Raw genomic sequence first — 14,363 nt, 5'->3', positions numbered from 1 at the left:
TGCGGCATTCGGCCGCCAGTGTGGCGCAGTGGGGCGGCCGTTCGGCGCACTGGCGTGTCCGCCGAACGGGTACTCCCGGGCTGCACTGTGTTACGGGGTCGGGGCCACGTCCGTCCGCGCGCGCAGGAAGTGTTCGAGCCCGGCCAGGTCGTCGGTGTTGAGGTGGTCGACCCCGGCGGCCAGGAGCTCGCTCCAGACGGCCTCGCGCTCGGGTCCCGGCAGGTCGGGGGTGGCCCAGAAGCGGATGCGGCGGCCCTCGCGGTGGGCGGTCGAGACGAGGGTACGGAGCCGGTTGCGCTCGGCGCGGGGGAAGGGCCCGGCACCGAGCCAGCCGAAGGTCTGGGTCCAGTTCGCGCTGATCAGCGGGGTGAAGGAGGCGGGCGATGCGGTACCGAGGTCGTCAAGGCGTCCGTCGTAGAAGGCGAGGCGGGTGCGCTGGGCCTCCATCGGCGCCCGGGCGGCGCGGTCGCCGGAGATGACGGCGGTGACCGCACCGGGGCGGACCCGGCCGTGGTGGTAACGGGTGAACAGGGGCCGGTAGCGGGCGAGCTGCCGGTCGAGTTCGCGGTAGGCGGCGACACCGTCGGCCTTGATGTCGACGAGCAGTTGCAGGGGCGGGCGGTGGTGCGGGTGCACGCTGCCGTGTCCCGCCCGGACCAGGGCGCGTAACGGTTCGAGGTAGAGGCCGGCGAGGGTGCGTCGCGGGTCGAGCCCGGCGGGGTCGTGGGCGACGAGCAGCTCGCCGTCGACGAGGAAGATGTCGGCCTCGACGCTGGTGAAGCCGTGCGCGAGGGCGTCGTGGAGCGGACGCGGGTGCAGGTAGTCGTTGTGCGCGTGGGCGTGACGCAGAGGGCGCGGGCGGGGCGGGCGGGTGGTGGCGGCCGGGGAGGCTGCGGCGGCGGCGGGCACGGCCACCACCGCGGCCGCGGTGGCGAGAGTGACCGTGAGGGCCCGACGGCGAGTCGGAGCCGAAAGGCCTGAAGGGGCTGACGGAGCAGTCATGGGGGCTCCCAGAAGCGGTCGGCCGGGCGGAGGGGCCCGGGGTGAGCCGGACGCGACGAGTATGGGGCCGACCTCCCAAAGATCGTCAGGTACCTGCCAATCGTTGGCGTGATCGTCGCCCGCCGGTCGACGCTTGATAAGCTGTCAGCGGCTTCTCAGGCCTTCCCGCCGCGGATCCGCACCCGCCGAGCTGCCGCCGGACGCGTGGACCGCGTTCCGTACATCCCCTCCGGGGACGCGCTGACCGCCCCCGTCACCTCGCCGGGACACGCTCCACGGCCCGCTCGCCCCACCGGACCGTCCGGTCGCACCAGCGTTCCAGGAGGACCCGGTCGTGGCCGACGGCCAGGAGGGCGGCTCCGGACTCCGCGCGGTAGGTCTCCACCACGGCGACCAGGGCGGCCGTCGTCGAGGCGTCGAGCATCGCCGTCATCTCGTCGCAGATCAGCAGCCCCGGCCGCAGCACGAGTGCCCGCGCCAGGCAGGCCCGCTGGAGCTGTCCGTCGCTCACCGCGTGCGGGCGGCGCTCCAGCAGCTCCTCGGAGAGGCCGACCAGCGGGGCCAGTTCCGCCACCCGGGCCGGGACCTCGCGGCGGCGGCCGGTGGACCGGAGCGGCTGGGCGATCAGTTCGCGCAGGCTGAGGCGGGGGTCGGCGGAGAGCCGGGGCTGCTGGAAGACGACGCCCACGGCCGTGCGCTGCTCCTGCGGGGCGCGGTGCCGCCAGCCGCGTACGACCGTTCCGTCGAGGGTCACGGTTCCGGCGTCCGGGCGGTGCAGGAGGGCGGCGACCTTGGCCAGGGTGGACTTGCCGCAGCCGCTGGGCCCCAGGAGCCCCACCGCCTCGCCGTGCCCGACGCTCAGGGAGACATCGCGGACGACCGGGGCGCGGCGGTCGTACCCGGCGGTGATACGGGTCAGCTCAAGCATCGGCGGCCGCCTTCGTGAGGGACTGCGGGCTGCCGGTCAGCCCGTGGTGGCAGGCGAGGCCGCCGTCGAAGGCGGGGCGTTCGGCGGTGCAGCGGGCGTCGGCGCGGGCGCACCGGGCGGCGAAAGCACAGCCCTCGGGCAGCGAGCCGAGCTCGGGCGGCATCCCCTGGATGGGGGCGAAGTCCCGTTCGGGCAGGGCGTCCAGCAGCCCTTTGGCGTACGGGTGGCGAGGGCCGGGTGCGCCGAAGAAGGAGCCCGCGTCGGCGATCTCGACGATCCGGCCGGCGTACATCACGGCGACCCGGTCCGCGATCCGTTCGGCCGCCGCCAGGTCGTGGGTGATGATCAGCAGCGCCCGGCCCTCGTCGGTGTGGCGGCGGAGTTCGTCGACGGTCCGCTCCACCAGGTCCCGGTCGAGTCCGGTGGTCGGCTCGTCCGCGAGGAGCAGCGGCGCGTCGCCTATCAGGGCGAGGGCGGTGGCGGCGCGCTGGGCGAGGCCGCCGGAGAGCTCGTGCGGGTATCGGTCGAGGTGGTCGGCCGGGAACGAGGCCCGGGCGGCCGCCTCCCGTACGGCGGCGGGCCCGCGCGCACCCGTCAGCTCGCGCAGGGTCTCCTCCAGTTGGGCGCGGACGGTGCGCACAGGCGTGAGGTGGGCGGCGGGGCTCTGCGGTACGAGGCCGATGCGCCGTCCCCGTACCGTACGGGCGAGAGTCCGCTCCCCCGCCGTCAGCAGGTCGACGTCCCCGCCGAGCACCGCGCTGCCGGTGGTCTGCGCGTTGGCGGGGAGGAGGCCGAGCAGGGCGGAGGCGAGCACCGACTTGCCGCAGCCGCTCTCGCCGACCAGGGCGAGGCACTCCCCCGGCGCGACGGAGAACCGGGCGTCGGTGACGGCGGCGATGTCCCGGCCGCCGCGCATCCGGAAGCGTACGGAGAGGTCCTGGACATCGAGGACGGCGTGGGCGCGGTTCACAGCATCAGCTCCGATTTCCGGCGCGGGTTGATCCGGTCCCGCCAGGCTCCGGCGATCCCCGCCAGGGCGAGCGTCGGGATGATCAGGAAGAGGCCGGGAAAGAGCGTCGGCCACCAGTCCCCCGCGAGCAGCGAACCGCGCGCGGACTGGACGAGGTTGCCGAGGCTGGCCTGGTGGGCGGGGAGGCCGAGCCCGAGGAAGGAGAGCGCGGACTCGTGCCACATGGCGTGCGGCACCATGAGGACCGCCGCCAGCCCGGCCTGCGGGAGCACCCCGGGGAGCAGGTGCCGCACGATGACCCGGCCCCGCGAGGCGCCACCGGAGACGGCCGCGTCGATGAAGGGGCGCGAGCGCAGCGAGAGCACTTCGGAGCGGACGATCCGGGCGGTGGAGAGCCAGTGGGTGAGGGCCACCGAGATGATCACCGGCCAGACTCCCGGCCGGAACATCGCCACGATGAAGATCCCGAGCAGCAGGTGCGGCACGGAGGAGAAGGTGTCGACGAGCCGCATCACGATCCGGTCGGTCCAGCCTCCGAAGGCCGCCGCGAGGGCGCCGATCGCCGTGCCGATGACGGTGGCGGTGAGGGCCGCGACCAGTCCGACGAGCAGCGAGACGCGGAGCCCGTAGACACAGCGCAGCAGCAGGTCGCGGCCGACGTCGTCGGTGCCGAAGGGGTGCGCCCAGGACGGTGGGTGGAGCTTGTCGGACAGGTCGACGGCCTGCTGGTCGAGCTGGGCCAGCGGCGGCACGACCAGGACGGCGAGCACGACGGCCACGACGATGGTCGCGGAGGTGGCGATACGGATACGGCGGGTGGTGCGGCCCGGGAGGGCGAGCGCGGTCTCAGCCATCGAAAGCCACCCGGGGGTCGGCCAGCCCGTACAGCAGGTCGGAGAGCAGGTTGCCGAACAGGACGGCGGCGGTGGCGAGCACCGTGAGCGCTGCGAGCAGGGAGAAGTCGACCGAGGTGGCGGCCTCCACGGTGGCCGCGGCGATGCCGGGCCAGCTGAAGACCGTCTCGATGAGGAGCGCCCCGGTGATGAGTTCCGGGACGCGGGAGCCGATCAGCGTGAGCATCGGCAGCATCCCGGAGCGCAGGGCGTGGCCGAGGAGCACCGTGCGCTCGCTCAGCCCGCGGGCGCGCGCCCCGCGCACCGGGTCCTCGGCGAGTGCGTCGGTGACCCCTTGGCGTACGTACAGGAAGAACCACGGCAGCTGGGAGATCCCGAGCACCGCGGCCGGGAGCACCAGGTGGGAGGCGACCTGGCCGAAGGTGACGGTCTCGCTGGCGGCGTCGGTGAGCCCGCCGGCCGGGAGGAGGTCCAGCTTCAGGGCGAAGAGCCAGATCGCGAGGAGGCCGAGCCAGAAGGCGGGGGCGGCTTCCAGGGTGTACGCGGCGGAGCTGACGGCCCGGTCGAGCCAGCCGCCGGGCCTGCGGGCGGCGAGGACGCCGAGTCCGGTGCCGAGCAGGATGGCGATCAGGAAGGCGGAGGCGGCGAGCAGGACGGACCAGCCCATGCGTTCGACGATCACGTCGGTCACCGGCTGACGCATCACGGTGGAGTCGCCGAGGTCGCCCTGGAGCGCCGAGGTCAGCCAGTTCCACCAGCGGGTGACGAGCGGCTGATCGACGCCGAGGTTGGCCCGGAGCTGGTCGAGGTTCTCCTGCGATGCGGTGAGTCCGGCGGTGCCCGCGTACGCCTTGACGGGGTCGAAGGGGGACGCGGCGGCGACGGCGAAGACGCCGAAGGTGACGGTGAGGAGGACCGGGACGGCGAACAGGGCCCGCCGTCCCGTCATCCGTGCCATCGGCCCCCAGGGGAGGCGGGGGCTCACTTCTTCGTGCCTCCCGTGCCCTCGGCCTTCCAGTCCTCGACGTTCCACCAGGGGCCGGACGCCAGCCCGTGGTCATGCGGCTCGACCTGGGTGGTGAGAGGGCCGAAGCGGTCGTCGACGACGTAGAGGTGGTCGATGTGGGTGAGGAAGGTGTAGCCGGGGTTCTTCACCAGCTCGCGCTGGACGGTGTCGTAGGCCTTCTTCCGCTCGGCCTTGTCCCCGCTCCTGCGGCCGGCCTCGATCGCCGCGTCGACGGCCTTGTTGTCGTACCAGGCCATGTTGTTGAAGCCGTCGCCCGCGAGGGAGGACTTCAGCAGGGTGTACTGGTCGAAGTCGGGGTCGGCGGGCGAGCCGCCGCCCGCAAGGACGGCGTCGTGCTTCATCCGAGGCTGGATGACCTCCCAGGTCCCGGCCTCGGTGCGGATGTCGATGCCGGCCTTCTTGGCGTCGGAGGCGTAGGCGAGGGCGTGCTCCTGGCGGAGCTTGTCGCCGCTGAGGTACCAGAGGGGGAACGTGGCGCGCACGCCGCCCTTCACGCGGACGCCGTCCCTGCCGGGCTTCCAGCCGGCCTCGTCCAGGATCTTCTTCGCGGCGGCGACGTCGTGCTCGCGCTCGGTGCCCTCGGTGAACCACTCGCTGTCGGTGGGGACCGGCCCGTAGGCGGGCCTGCCGCTGCCGTTGAGGATGGCGTCGACCATCGTCTGACGGTCGACCGCCACATCGAGGGCGCGGCGCACGGCGGTGTCACCGGCGACCTTGTTGTTCGTGGGCAGCGTCACCGTGCGGTAGTCGTAGCTGTTCGCGGCGTAGGTCTTCTTGCCCTTGTCGTCTCCGAATCCCTTGGCCAGGTTGGGCGGCAGGATCGCGCCGTCCAGGTCGCCGGAGCGCAGCCGGGTGGCGCGCACGTCGTCGTCCTTGATGATCGCCATGGTGAACTTCTTCACCTCGGGTTCGCCGCCCCAGTAGTGGGGGTTGGCGGTGAAGCTGAGCTTCTCGCCCTTGGACCACTTGGTGAGGACATACGGCCCGGTGCCGACGGGGCGGGTGGTGAAGGCGCCGGTGTTGACGTCCTGCCTGCCCGCGATGTGCTCGGGGGCGATGGGCAGGACGGTGCGCTGGGCGAACGGCGCGTAGGGGTACTTGAGCGTGAAGACGACGGTGTCCTCGCCCTTCGACGTGACGTCCTTGACGGCGTCCAGCTCGGTGCGCGAGGGGTTGTTGGTCTTCGCGTCGAGGATGGTGCGGTAGGTGAAGACGACGTCCTTGGCGCCGAACGCCTTCCCGTCGCTGAACTTCACGCCCTGACGCAGCTTGTACGTGTACGTCAGCCCGTCTTCGCTGACCTCGGGCAGTGCGGCGGCGAGGGCCGGCTGGAGCTTCAGCTCCTCGTCCAGGGTGAGCAGCCCGTCGAAGATCTTGGAGTTGCCGTCCTTGCCGTAGCCGAGCAGCGGGCTCAGGCTCTCGGGCTCGTAGGCGATGCCGACGACGGCCGAGGTGGTCCCGGTTCCGGAACCACCCTTGGGGCTGTCCGGGTCGGAGCAGGCTGCCGCGGTCAGGGACAGCGCGGTCACCAGCGTGGCGGCGACCGCCCCCCGTATCGATCGGGCCGTCATACTCTGCACATCCCTGTTCAAGATCGACTGTTATTGCGAACAGTATGCAATTAAACAGCACGTAAAAGGCCCTGGTACACCCCGCCTCGACAGGCGAGACGCGGGTACCAGGGCCTTGGCCCGACCGGCTTCTACGGCGCCGGCAGCTCCGCCAGTTCCGCGACGGCCGCGCGATGGCTGCCCGCGGAGCCGTACGCGATCGAGTCCGCCTTGGCGCGCTTGAGGTAGAGGTGCGCCGGGTGTTCCCAGGTCATCCCGATCCCGCCGTGGAGCTGGACGCACTCCTCGGCGGCGTGGACCGCGACGCCGGAGCAGTACGCCTGGGCCACCGCGACCGCGAGCGGGGCGTCGGGACTGCCGGTGGCCAGGGCGTCGGCGGCGTTGCGGGCGGCGGCGCGGGCCGAGACGACCTCCAGCCAGAGCTGCGCCATGCGGTGCTTGAGCGACTGGAAGGAGCCCACGGGCCGGTTGAACTGGTGGCGTTCGCGGGTGTACCGGACGGTCTCGGTGAGGCACCACTCGGCGAGCCCGAGCTGTTCGGAGGCGAGCAGTCCGGCTCCGGCGAGCAGACCACGCCGTACGGCGGTCGTGCTCGCGTCCGCGTCGGCGAGCAGGGTCCCGGTGGCGCCGGACAGGGTGAGGGCGGCGAGGGGACGGGTCAGGTCCAGCGGTACGAGGGGTTCCACCACCACTCCGGGGGCCGTCGCCTCGACCGCGTACAGGCCTTCGGCGGTCGGCACCAGAAGGACGTCGGCCACAGCCGCGTCGGCGACTCCTCGTACCGTGCCGTCGAGTGAGGTGAGGGCCGCCCGCGCACCTGCGGGCGGGATGGCGAGGGGGACGGCGAGCACCGCCGTACGCGCACCGGAGGCCAGCTCGGCCAGGAGTGCGGCGGCCGGTCCAGCGTCCCCGGCGAGCGCGAGCAGCGTCTCCGTGGCCACGACGGAGCTGGTCAGGTACGGAGCGGGGGCCACGCTGCGACCCAGCTCCTCCAGGACCACGGCGGCCTCCCGGTGGGACGCGCCCTGGCCGCCGAGCTTCTCCGGTACGAGGAGTCCGGCGGCGCCGATGCCGGTGGCCAGCGCCTCCCACAGCCGGGGGTCGTACGGCGTGTCGGACTCGGTCGCCGCGATCACCGTCGGCGCGTCGGCCCGGTCCGCGAGGAGGGCGCGCACGGCGGAGCGCAGATCCTCCTCGTCCTGGGAGTAGAGCAGGTCGGGGGTGGCGGGGGGCTGGGTGGGCACGGTCATCGGCTCAGGTCCTTCCAGGCGACGTCCTTGTCGTTGCGGGGTTCGGCGGGCAGCCCGAGGACGCGCTCGGCCACGATGTTCAGCAGGACCTCGCTGGTGCCGCCCTCGATGGAGTTGCCCTTGGAGCGGAGGTAGCGGTAGCCGGCGTCGCGTCCGGTGAAGTCGACCAGTTCCGGGCGGACCATGGTCCAGTCGCCGTACAACAGGCCCTCGTTGCCGAGCAGTTCGACTTCCAGGCCGCTGATCTCCTGGTTGAGGCGGGCGAAGGCGAGCTTCATACCCGAGCCCTCGGGGCCCGGCTGTCCGGCGACGAGCTGCTGACGCAGCCGCTCCCCGGTGAGCCGGGCAACCTCGGCCTCGACCCAGAGGGTGAGCAGGCGCTGGTGGGTGTCGTGGGTGCGCAGGTCCGGGCGGTTCCGCCAGGTCTGCGAGACCGGGCCGATCATGCCGCCCTCGCGGGGGATGCGGGAGCCGCCGATGGAGACGCGCTCGTTCATCAGCGTGGTCTGGGCGACCTTCCACCCGTCGCCGACGGGGCCGAGCCGGTGGCTGTCGGGAATGCGTACGCCGGAGAGGAAGACCTCGTTGAACTCGGCCTCCCCGGTGATCTGGCGCAGCGGCCGGACGTCCACGCCGGGGTCGGTCATGTCGCAGATGAAGTAGCTGATGCCCCGGTGCTTGGGAAGGTCGGGATCGGTGCGGGCGATGAGGATCGCCCAGCGGGCCACGTGGGCGCTGGACGTCCAGACCTTCTGCCCGTCGACCACCCACGCGTCGCCGTCGCGGACGGCGCGGGTGGCGAGCGCCGCGAGGTCGGAACCGGCGCCGGGCTCGCTGAAGAGCTGGCACCAGACCTCCTCGCCCACCCACAGCGGGCGCAGGAAGCGCTGCTTCTGCTCGTCGGTGCCGAAGCCGAGGATGGTGGGCGCGGCCATGCCGAGGCCGATGCCGATGCGGCGCGGGTCGTTGTCCGGCGCGTCGGCGGCGGTGAGTTCGGCGTCGACGACCTGCTGGAGGGAGCGGGGCGCGTCGAGTCCGCCGAGGCCCACCGGGTAGTGGACCCAGGCGAGGCCCGCGTCGAACCGAGCCCTCAGGAAGTCGGTGCGCTCCGTGGTGGCGGGCGGGTGGGCGGCGAGCAGCTCACGGGTGCGCCGGCGGATCTCGATGGCGTCGATGGCGAGGCTCATCGGGCACCTCCGGGCAGGACGACGATACGGCCGGTGCTGGTGCCGTCGGCGACGCGCTGGACGGCCTCGGCGGCTCCGGCCATCCCGACACGCTCACTGATCAGGGGTTTGACGATCCCTTGGGCGGCCAGCTCGGTCAGCTCGTCGTGGCAGGCACGGACGGCGGCCGGGTCCTTGGCGTTGTAGAGGCCCCAGTGCAGCCCGACGATGGAGTAGTTCTTCACCAGGGCGTGGTTGAGCGCCGGGGTCGGGATGTCACCGCTGGCGAAGCCGACGACGAGGACGCGGCCCTCGAAGGCGATGCACTTGACGGACTTGGCGTACGCGTCGCCGCCGACCGGGTCGTAGACGACGTCCGCGCCGCGCCCGCCGGTGGCCTCCTTCACGGCGGCGACGATGTCCTCGCCGCGACGGTCGATGACCAGGTCACAGCCGAGCTCACGGGCGACGGCCGCCTTGTCCGGGCCGCCGACGACCCCGATCACGGTGGCGCCCGCGGCCTTGCCGAGCTGGACGGCCGCGCTGCCGACACCGCCCGCCGCCGCGTGGACGAGGAGGGTCTCGCCCGCCTGGAGGTTCGCGCGGCGGTGCAGGCCGAACCAGCCGGTCTGGTAGCCGATGTGGAGGGCGGCCGCTTCGGCGTCGTCCAGTGCGTCGGGGGCGGGCAGCAGGGCCGCCTCGTCCGCGACGACGTACTCGGCGAAACCGCCGTACGGCAGGGCGGGGGTGGCGAGGACGCGCCGTCCGTCCTCCGTCGTCCCGCACACCTCGACGCCCGGGGTGAACGGCAGCGGCGGCCGCACCTGGTACCGGCCCCGGCAGAGCAGGGCGTCGGGGAAGTTGACGTTCGCCGCGGTGACCTGGACGAGCGCCTGCCCGTCGCCGGGGGTGGGCCGGTCCGTCTCATCCAGGCTCATCACCTCGCCCGGCTCGCCGTTCCGGTGCACTCGCCATGCCTGCATGAGGGGCCTCCACAACACTGTCGGCATCAACCGCTGCCACTGTCGGCATTACCACTGCTCCGGCGCATACTAAGCGGTCGCTTGCCCATCTGGGAACACCCCGGCCCGCCCGTCGCAGCGGCCCCCCTCACCCCCGCTTCGGCTTGGCCCTCACATGCATCCGCTCGCCCTGCGGGCCGAAGAGGCTCAGGAACTCCACCGGCTTCTCCTCCGCGGGCCCGAACCAGTGGGGCAGCCGGGTGTCGAATTCGGCGGCCTCCCCCGGCTCCAGCACCAGATCGTGCTCGGCCAGCAGCAGCCGCAGCTTCCCGGAGAGCACGAACAGCCACTCGTACCCCTCGTGCGTGCGCTGCTCCGGCGCCTCGCCGCTGCCCGCCTCCTGCACCATCTTGTACGCCTGGAGTCCGCCGGGCCGGGCGGTCAGCGGCAGCATCGTCCGGCCGTGCTGCACGATCGGCTTGGCCCGCACCCGGGGGTCCCCGACCGGCGGGGCGCCCACCAGGTCGTCGAGCGGGACCTCGTGGGCGCGGGCGATGGGGAGCAGCAGCTCCAGGCTGGGGCGGCGGCCGCCGGACTCCAGCCGGGAGAGCGTGGAGACGGAGATGCCGGTGGCCGCGGCGAGCGCGGAGAGGGTGACCCCGCGGTCCTTGCGCAGGCGGCGCAGCCGGGGGCCGACCCCGGTGAGTACGGCGTCGAGTTCGGGGTCGTCCCGGTCGTGTTCCTTCATGGGCCCATTGCAGAATCGGCAAGCGGGATTGTCAATCCCGCCTTGCCGCTCAGGGTCCCGCCCACCTGCGGTACGTCTCCGGCTCGTCATCGCTCAGGGCTGTTCGGTCAGCTCCGGGAAGATCCACCGGTTGCCCGTCCAGGCGACGCGGCCCGGTGCCGTACCCGAGCACCCCGTCGCGGTGGCCCAGGAACTCCACCGCAGGCTACCGACGCTCACCGGAGCGGGCCCGTGGCCGGGGCTTCGCGGGTTCGGGGGACGGAAATACGGGCCTGCGGCCGGGGCTCTGCCCGTTACGGATCGGAATGCGGGCCCGTGATCGGGGGGATTCCGGGTACGGGACGGAATGCGGGACCACCGTCCGGTGCTGGAGACACGTGTAGAGTCCCAGCCCTCCCGCGCCGCCCCGGTCGACGAAAGGACCCCGCTCGTGACCAGCCCCGCATCCCTCTCCCCCGCCCAGGCCGCAGCCCGTCTGGAGGAGTTCACCGTGATCGATGTGCGGGCTCCCGGCGAGTACGCCGCGGGCCACGTACCCGGCGCGCTGAACATCCCGCTCGACAAGCTGCCCGACGCCCTGCCCGCCCTCAAGTCCGCATCCGCCCGCGGCTCACTGCTGGTGGTGTGCGCCTCGGGAGTCCGCTCCACCCGGGCCTGCGAGATCCTCGCGGGCGCGGACATCGAGGCCGCCACGCTGACCGGCGGCACGTCCGCCTGGGAGGGTGACGGCCGCGGCCTGGACCGGCCCGAGGGCGCCCGGGCCGTCTGGCCCCTGGAGCGCCAGGTGCGTCTCGCGGCCGGTTCGCTGGTGGTGGCCGGGCTGGTGGCGGGCATCCGCTTCCCGGCCGCCCGCTGGCTCTCCGCCGGGATCGGCTCGGGCCTGGTCCTCTCGGCCGTCACCAACACCTGCGGCATGGCCTCGGCCCTGTCGAAGCTGCCGTACAACCGGGCCCCGCGCTCCGGCACCACGGACCTCGACGCCACGCTGGAGGCGCTCCAGCGCTGACGTCCGCGGCGATCAGACCTCGTCCCTGACCATCGCCAGCAGCCGGTCCAGGACACGCGGTCCGCCGGCGCGCACCCCGTCGTGCTCGTACTCGTTCGTCACCCAGGTGCGCAGCCCCCGGATCGCGGCGGCTGTGCGCAGCGAGTGCTCGGTGTCCACGTACATGTCGTCGTGGTAGACGGCCGCGGCGACGGGCACCTCGTTGGCGGCGAGCCGCTCGGGGTCGTAGAGGGCGGGCCAGCCGGTGCGCTGCGCGAGGAGCTCGGCGGTCTCCCGCAGCGGGCGCAGCGCCGGGTCGACGTCGAAGTGCCAGGGGTGGATGGTCTCGCCGGTGAAGAGGAGCGGCCCGTCGCCCGCCAGGGCCGCCGCCGCGTCGAACTGTGGGAACTCGGTGCGGACCCGCTCGGCGGACCAGGCGGTGGCTCGCTCGCCGTGCCCGTAGATCGCCTCGTGGATCAGGGCGTAGAGCGGGTGCCCGGCGAACGAGGTGGCGGAGCGCAGGGCCTCCTGGAAGGTGTCGGAGAGCTCGGTGCCGTGCGGGGTGCGGACGAACGCGTTCTCCAGCAGGTGATGGAGCTGGTGGCTGCCGCTGCCGCCGCCCAGCATCTGGCCGAGTGACTGGAAGAGTTCGGGGGTCAGCCGGTGGCCGGCGCTCTCGGGGCGGTGTTCGGCCAGGTACGCGGCGATGGCGCGGGCCCGGTCGACGTCCTGCGGGTAGTGGGCGTAGTGCGCGGCGACCTTCCGTTCGATACGGGGGTACGCGGCCCGGTAGACGTCGTCCGCGTGGGCGTCCAGCGAGGGCAGCCCGCCCGTGATGAGGACCGCCGCGAGCCCTTCGGGCGCCGAGGAGAGATAGCGGACGGCGCAGAACCCGCCGAAGGACTGGCCCAGCACCGTCCAAGGGGCGCCGCCGGTGAGCCGCTGCCGGATGAGCTCGCAGTCCCGGACGATGGCGTCGGAGCGGAAGTGGGCGAGGTAGTCGGCCTGTTCCCGGGGGCCGCCGCGCAGCGGGAGGGTCTGCCGGTTGGCGGGGGTGGACAGGCCCGTGCCGCGCTGGTCGAGCAGGAGCACCCGGAACTCGCGCAGGGCCCGGCCGAGCCATGCCTCCGTACCGACGAACCGGCGGGCGCCGAAGCCTGGGCCGCCCTCCAGGTAGACCAGCCAGGGCAGCTCCTCACCGGCCCGCCCGGCGGCCACGGCCTCACGCCCGTACAACTCGATCTGCGCGCCGCCGGGGTCGCTGTGGTCGAGGGGGACGGTGAAACGCCGGTCGGTGAGGACGACGCCGGGCTGGCGGTAGCTGGTCACGAGGGCTCCTGTGTCGGGGGTCCGGGCCGGTCCTGGTGAAAGGCCCACTTCAGCACACGGCCCGCCGCCGTCGGCGAAGGGGCGGGTGACCCGGACGGTCCCGGCGCGTGTGCGCCGCGCCCGGCGCGCTCCTACTGTGCGCACATGATCCGGTTCGAGCAGGTCGGCAAGGTCTATCCGGACGGTACGACGGCGGTCGACGGGCTCTCCTTCGACGTCGCGGAGGGTGAGCTGGTGACGCTGGTCGGGCCGTCCGGCTGCGGCAAGACGACCACCATGATGATGGTGAACCGGCTGATCGAGCCGACCTCGGGCAGGATCCTGGTGGGCGGCGAGGACATCGCCGGGATCGACCCGGTGAAGCTGCGCCGCCGGATCGGCTATGTGATCCAGCAGGTCGGCCTCTTCCCGCACCGCACCGTCCTCGACAACACCGCGACCGTCCCCGCGCTGGTCGGCTGGAAGCGTGCGCGGGCCCGGGAGCGGGCGGCGGAGCTGCTGGACCTGGTGGGCCTGGACCCGAAGACGTACGGCTCGCGCTATCCCTCGCAGCTCTCCGGCGGCCAGCGCCAGCGGGTCGGCGTGGCGCGGGCGCTCGCCGCGGACCCGCCGGTGCTGCTGATGGACGAGCCGTTCGGGGCGGTGGACCCGGTGGTGCGGGAGCGGCTGCAGAACGAGTTCCTGGCCCTCCAGAAGCGGGTGCGCAAGACGGTCCTGATGGTCACGCACGACATCGAGGAGGCGGTCCGGATGGGCGACCGCATCGCGGTGTACGGGGAGGGGTGCATCGAGCAGCTGGACACTCCGGCCGCCGTGCTCGGCACCCCGGCGACCCCGTACGTGGCCCGGTTCGTCGGCTCGGACCGGGGACTGAAGCGTCTGTCGGTGACCGCGATCCAGCCGGAGGACCTGGAGGAGCCGCCGGTGGCCCGACTGGACGAGCCGGCGCCGGTGGCGGCGGCGCGGCTGCGGGCGGCGGGGGCCCGCTGGGCGGTGGTGCTGAGCGGCACGGGCGAGCTGCACGGCTGGGTGTCGGCGGACGCGCTGCGGAGCGCCGGGGAGCGGGGGACGGTGGGCGCCCTGGCCCGCCGGATGGAGGCGTGGGTGCCGGTCGGCGCCCCGCTGAAGCAGGCGTTCAGCGAGATGCTCCAGCACGACGCGGGGTGGGTTGCGGTGCTGGACGGGGCCCGGTTCCTGGGGGTCCTGACGCCCGCGAAGCTCCATGAGGCGCTACGCCGGTCGGTGGACGCGGACGCGCAGGGCGTGGGGCGCGAGGAGGTGGAATTCGACTCGGTGGCGGACGCGTGAGCGCGCGGCCGAGGCGCCGGGGCACGAGTCCCGACAGGCCGGCCGCTCCCGGTATCTCCCGTGTACAGACGGTCAGTTGAGCAGCCCGCGGACGATCGCGCCGAACACGCGCCCCACCGCCCCGAGCGCACCGGTCTCCACCACGACCTCCGCCACGTCGGTGCCGGTGTCGGCAGCGTCGGCCCCGTGCTCCTTCAACCGGCACCGGCGGCACACTCCGCGCCGCAGCCGTCCCCGTTTCGTGCAGCGTGTGCACGCCCTGC

Annotated in this window: 15 protein-coding genes; 2 read left to right on the top strand and 13 right to left on the bottom strand. The window is 73.2% G+C overall.

The window, feature by feature from the left end:
• Nucleotides 1-90: 90 nt before the first annotated feature.
• From AMK21_RS11010 to AMK21_RS36635, 11 genes are all read right to left on the bottom strand, one after another.
• Complete coding sequence (locus AMK21_RS11010; RefSeq protein WP_073876617.1) at nucleotides 91-1,002, bottom strand: phosphatidylinositol-specific phospholipase C/glycerophosphodiester phosphodiesterase family protein; 912 nt, start codon at nucleotides 1,000-1,002, stop codon at nucleotides 91-93.
• A gap of 253 nt (nucleotides 1,003-1,255) precedes the next feature.
• The gene (locus AMK21_RS11005) at nucleotides 1,256-1,930 is read right to left on the bottom strand and encodes an ABC transporter ATP-binding protein (protein WP_073876615.1); all 675 of its coding nucleotides are present in this window, start codon (nucleotides 1,928-1,930) and stop codon (nucleotides 1,256-1,258) included.
• Nucleotides 1,923-2,846 (bottom strand): ABC transporter ATP-binding protein, encoded by a 924-nt coding sequence (locus tag AMK21_RS11000; protein ID WP_234421900.1) that lies wholly within the window; start codon nucleotides 2,844-2,846, stop codon nucleotides 1,923-1,925. The genes AMK21_RS11005 and AMK21_RS11000 overlap by 8 nt, the downstream gene beginning before the upstream one ends.
• A gap of 50 nt (nucleotides 2,847-2,896) precedes the next feature.
• Nucleotides 2,897-3,754 carry an ABC transporter permease gene (locus tag AMK21_RS10995; RefSeq protein WP_073876826.1) on the bottom strand — a complete coding sequence of 286 codons (858 nt, stop codon included), beginning with the start codon at nucleotides 3,752-3,754 and terminating at the stop codon, nucleotides 2,897-2,899.
• Nucleotides 3,747-4,712: an ABC transporter permease gene (locus AMK21_RS10990; RefSeq protein ID WP_073876613.1), complete on the bottom strand. Its 966-nt coding sequence runs from the start codon at nucleotides 4,710-4,712 to the stop codon at nucleotides 3,747-3,749. The genes AMK21_RS10995 and AMK21_RS10990 overlap by 8 nt, the downstream gene beginning before the upstream one ends.
• Nucleotides 4,713-4,735: 23 nt before the next feature.
• Nucleotides 4,736-6,352, bottom strand: coding sequence for an ABC transporter substrate-binding protein (locus AMK21_RS10985; RefSeq protein ID WP_073876611.1), 1,617 nt, complete (start codon nucleotides 6,350-6,352; stop codon nucleotides 4,736-4,738).
• A 131-nt stretch (nucleotides 6,353-6,483) separates the two neighbouring features.
• Entirely contained in the window at nucleotides 6,484-7,602 is a 1,119-nt protein-coding gene (locus AMK21_RS10980; protein WP_073876609.1) for an acyl-CoA dehydrogenase family protein, read from the bottom strand.
• The gene (locus AMK21_RS10975; protein ID WP_073876607.1) at nucleotides 7,599-8,789 is read right to left on the bottom strand and encodes an acyl-CoA dehydrogenase family protein; all 1,191 of its coding nucleotides are present in this window, start codon (nucleotides 8,787-8,789) and stop codon (nucleotides 7,599-7,601) included. The genes AMK21_RS10980 and AMK21_RS10975 overlap by 4 nt, the downstream gene beginning before the upstream one ends.
• Nucleotides 8,786-9,751, bottom strand: a complete 966-nt coding sequence (locus tag AMK21_RS10970) for an NADPH:quinone oxidoreductase family protein (protein ID WP_073876605.1) — start codon at nucleotides 9,749-9,751, stop codon at nucleotides 8,786-8,788. Before AMK21_RS10970 ends, AMK21_RS10975 begins: the two co-directional genes overlap by 4 nt.
• 127 nt (nucleotides 9,752-9,878) lie before the next feature.
• Complete coding sequence (locus AMK21_RS10965) at nucleotides 9,879-10,478, bottom strand: helix-turn-helix domain-containing protein (RefSeq protein WP_073876603.1); 600 nt, start codon at nucleotides 10,476-10,478, stop codon at nucleotides 9,879-9,881.
• Between the two features lie 93 nt (nucleotides 10,479-10,571).
• A complete protein-coding gene (locus AMK21_RS36635) occupies nucleotides 10,572-10,697 on the bottom strand; it encodes a hypothetical protein (protein WP_267893908.1) in 126 nt (41 codons plus the stop codon).
• A 211-nt stretch (nucleotides 10,698-10,908) separates the two neighbouring features.
• Here AMK21_RS36635 and AMK21_RS10960 point away from each other — a divergent pair, with 211 nt between their 5' ends.
• Complete coding sequence (locus tag AMK21_RS10960) at nucleotides 10,909-11,484, top strand: rhodanese-like domain-containing protein (RefSeq protein ID WP_073876822.1); 576 nt, start codon at nucleotides 10,909-10,911, stop codon at nucleotides 11,482-11,484.
• A 12-nt stretch (nucleotides 11,485-11,496) separates the two neighbouring features.
• On the opposite strand, the gene AMK21_RS10955 is transcribed toward AMK21_RS10960, so the two are convergent.
• Nucleotides 11,497-12,792, bottom strand: coding sequence for an alpha/beta fold hydrolase (locus tag AMK21_RS10955; RefSeq protein ID WP_073876601.1), 1,296 nt, complete (start codon nucleotides 12,790-12,792; stop codon nucleotides 11,497-11,499).
• Between the two features lie 144 nt (nucleotides 12,793-12,936).
• Here AMK21_RS10955 and AMK21_RS10950 point away from each other — a divergent pair, with 144 nt between their 5' ends.
• The gene (locus tag AMK21_RS10950) at nucleotides 12,937-14,100 is read left to right on the top strand and encodes an ABC transporter ATP-binding protein (protein WP_073876599.1); all 1,164 of its coding nucleotides are present in this window, start codon (nucleotides 12,937-12,939) and stop codon (nucleotides 14,098-14,100) included.
• Between the two features lie 72 nt (nucleotides 14,101-14,172).
• On the opposite strand, the gene AMK21_RS36630 is transcribed toward AMK21_RS10950, so the two are convergent.
• Complete coding sequence (locus tag AMK21_RS36630) at nucleotides 14,173-14,298, bottom strand: hypothetical protein (RefSeq protein ID WP_267893907.1); 126 nt, start codon at nucleotides 14,296-14,298, stop codon at nucleotides 14,173-14,175.
• Nucleotides 14,299-14,363 lie beyond the last annotated feature (65 nt).

This window comes from Streptomyces sp. CB00316 (genome assembly GCF_001905595.1).
GTDB lineage: Bacteria > Actinomycetota > Actinomycetes > Streptomycetales > Streptomycetaceae > Streptomyces.
This window is presented reverse-complemented; position numbering and strand designations above follow the sequence as displayed.

Coding starts and splice junctions, on each gene's coding strand:
- AMK21_RS10970 (WP_073876605.1), bottom strand. CDS start 9,751: ATGCAGGCATGGCGAGTGCACCGGAACGGCGAGCCGGGCGAGGTGATG.
- AMK21_RS10975 (WP_073876607.1), bottom strand. CDS start 8,789: ATGAGCCTCGCCATCGACGCCATCGAGATCCGCCGGCGCACCCGTGAG.
- AMK21_RS10985 (WP_073876611.1), bottom strand. CDS start 6,352: ATGACGGCCCGATCGATACGGGGGGCGGTCGCCGCCACGCTGGTGACC.
- AMK21_RS11010 (WP_073876617.1), bottom strand. CDS start 1,002: ATGACTGCTCCGTCAGCCCCTTCAGGCCTTTCGGCTCCGACTCGCCGT.
- AMK21_RS11000 (WP_234421900.1), bottom strand. CDS start 2,846: ATGCGCGGCGGCCGGGACATCGCCGCCGTCACCGACGCCCGGTTCTCC.
- AMK21_RS10990 (WP_073876613.1), bottom strand. CDS start 4,712: ATGGCACGGATGACGGGACGGCGGGCCCTGTTCGCCGTCCCGGTCCTC.
- AMK21_RS10950 (WP_073876599.1), top strand. CDS start 12,937: ATGATCCGGTTCGAGCAGGTCGGCAAGGTCTATCCGGACGGTACGACG.
- AMK21_RS10980 (WP_073876609.1), bottom strand. CDS start 7,602: ATGACCGTGCCCACCCAGCCCCCCGCCACCCCCGACCTGCTCTACTCC.
- AMK21_RS10995 (WP_073876826.1), bottom strand. CDS start 3,754: ATGGCTGAGACCGCGCTCGCCCTCCCGGGCCGCACCACCCGCCGTATC.
- AMK21_RS10965 (WP_073876603.1), bottom strand. CDS start 10,478: ATGAAGGAACACGACCGGGACGACCCCGAACTCGACGCCGTACTCACC.
- AMK21_RS11005 (WP_073876615.1), bottom strand. CDS start 1,930: ATGCTTGAGCTGACCCGTATCACCGCCGGGTACGACCGCCGCGCCCCG.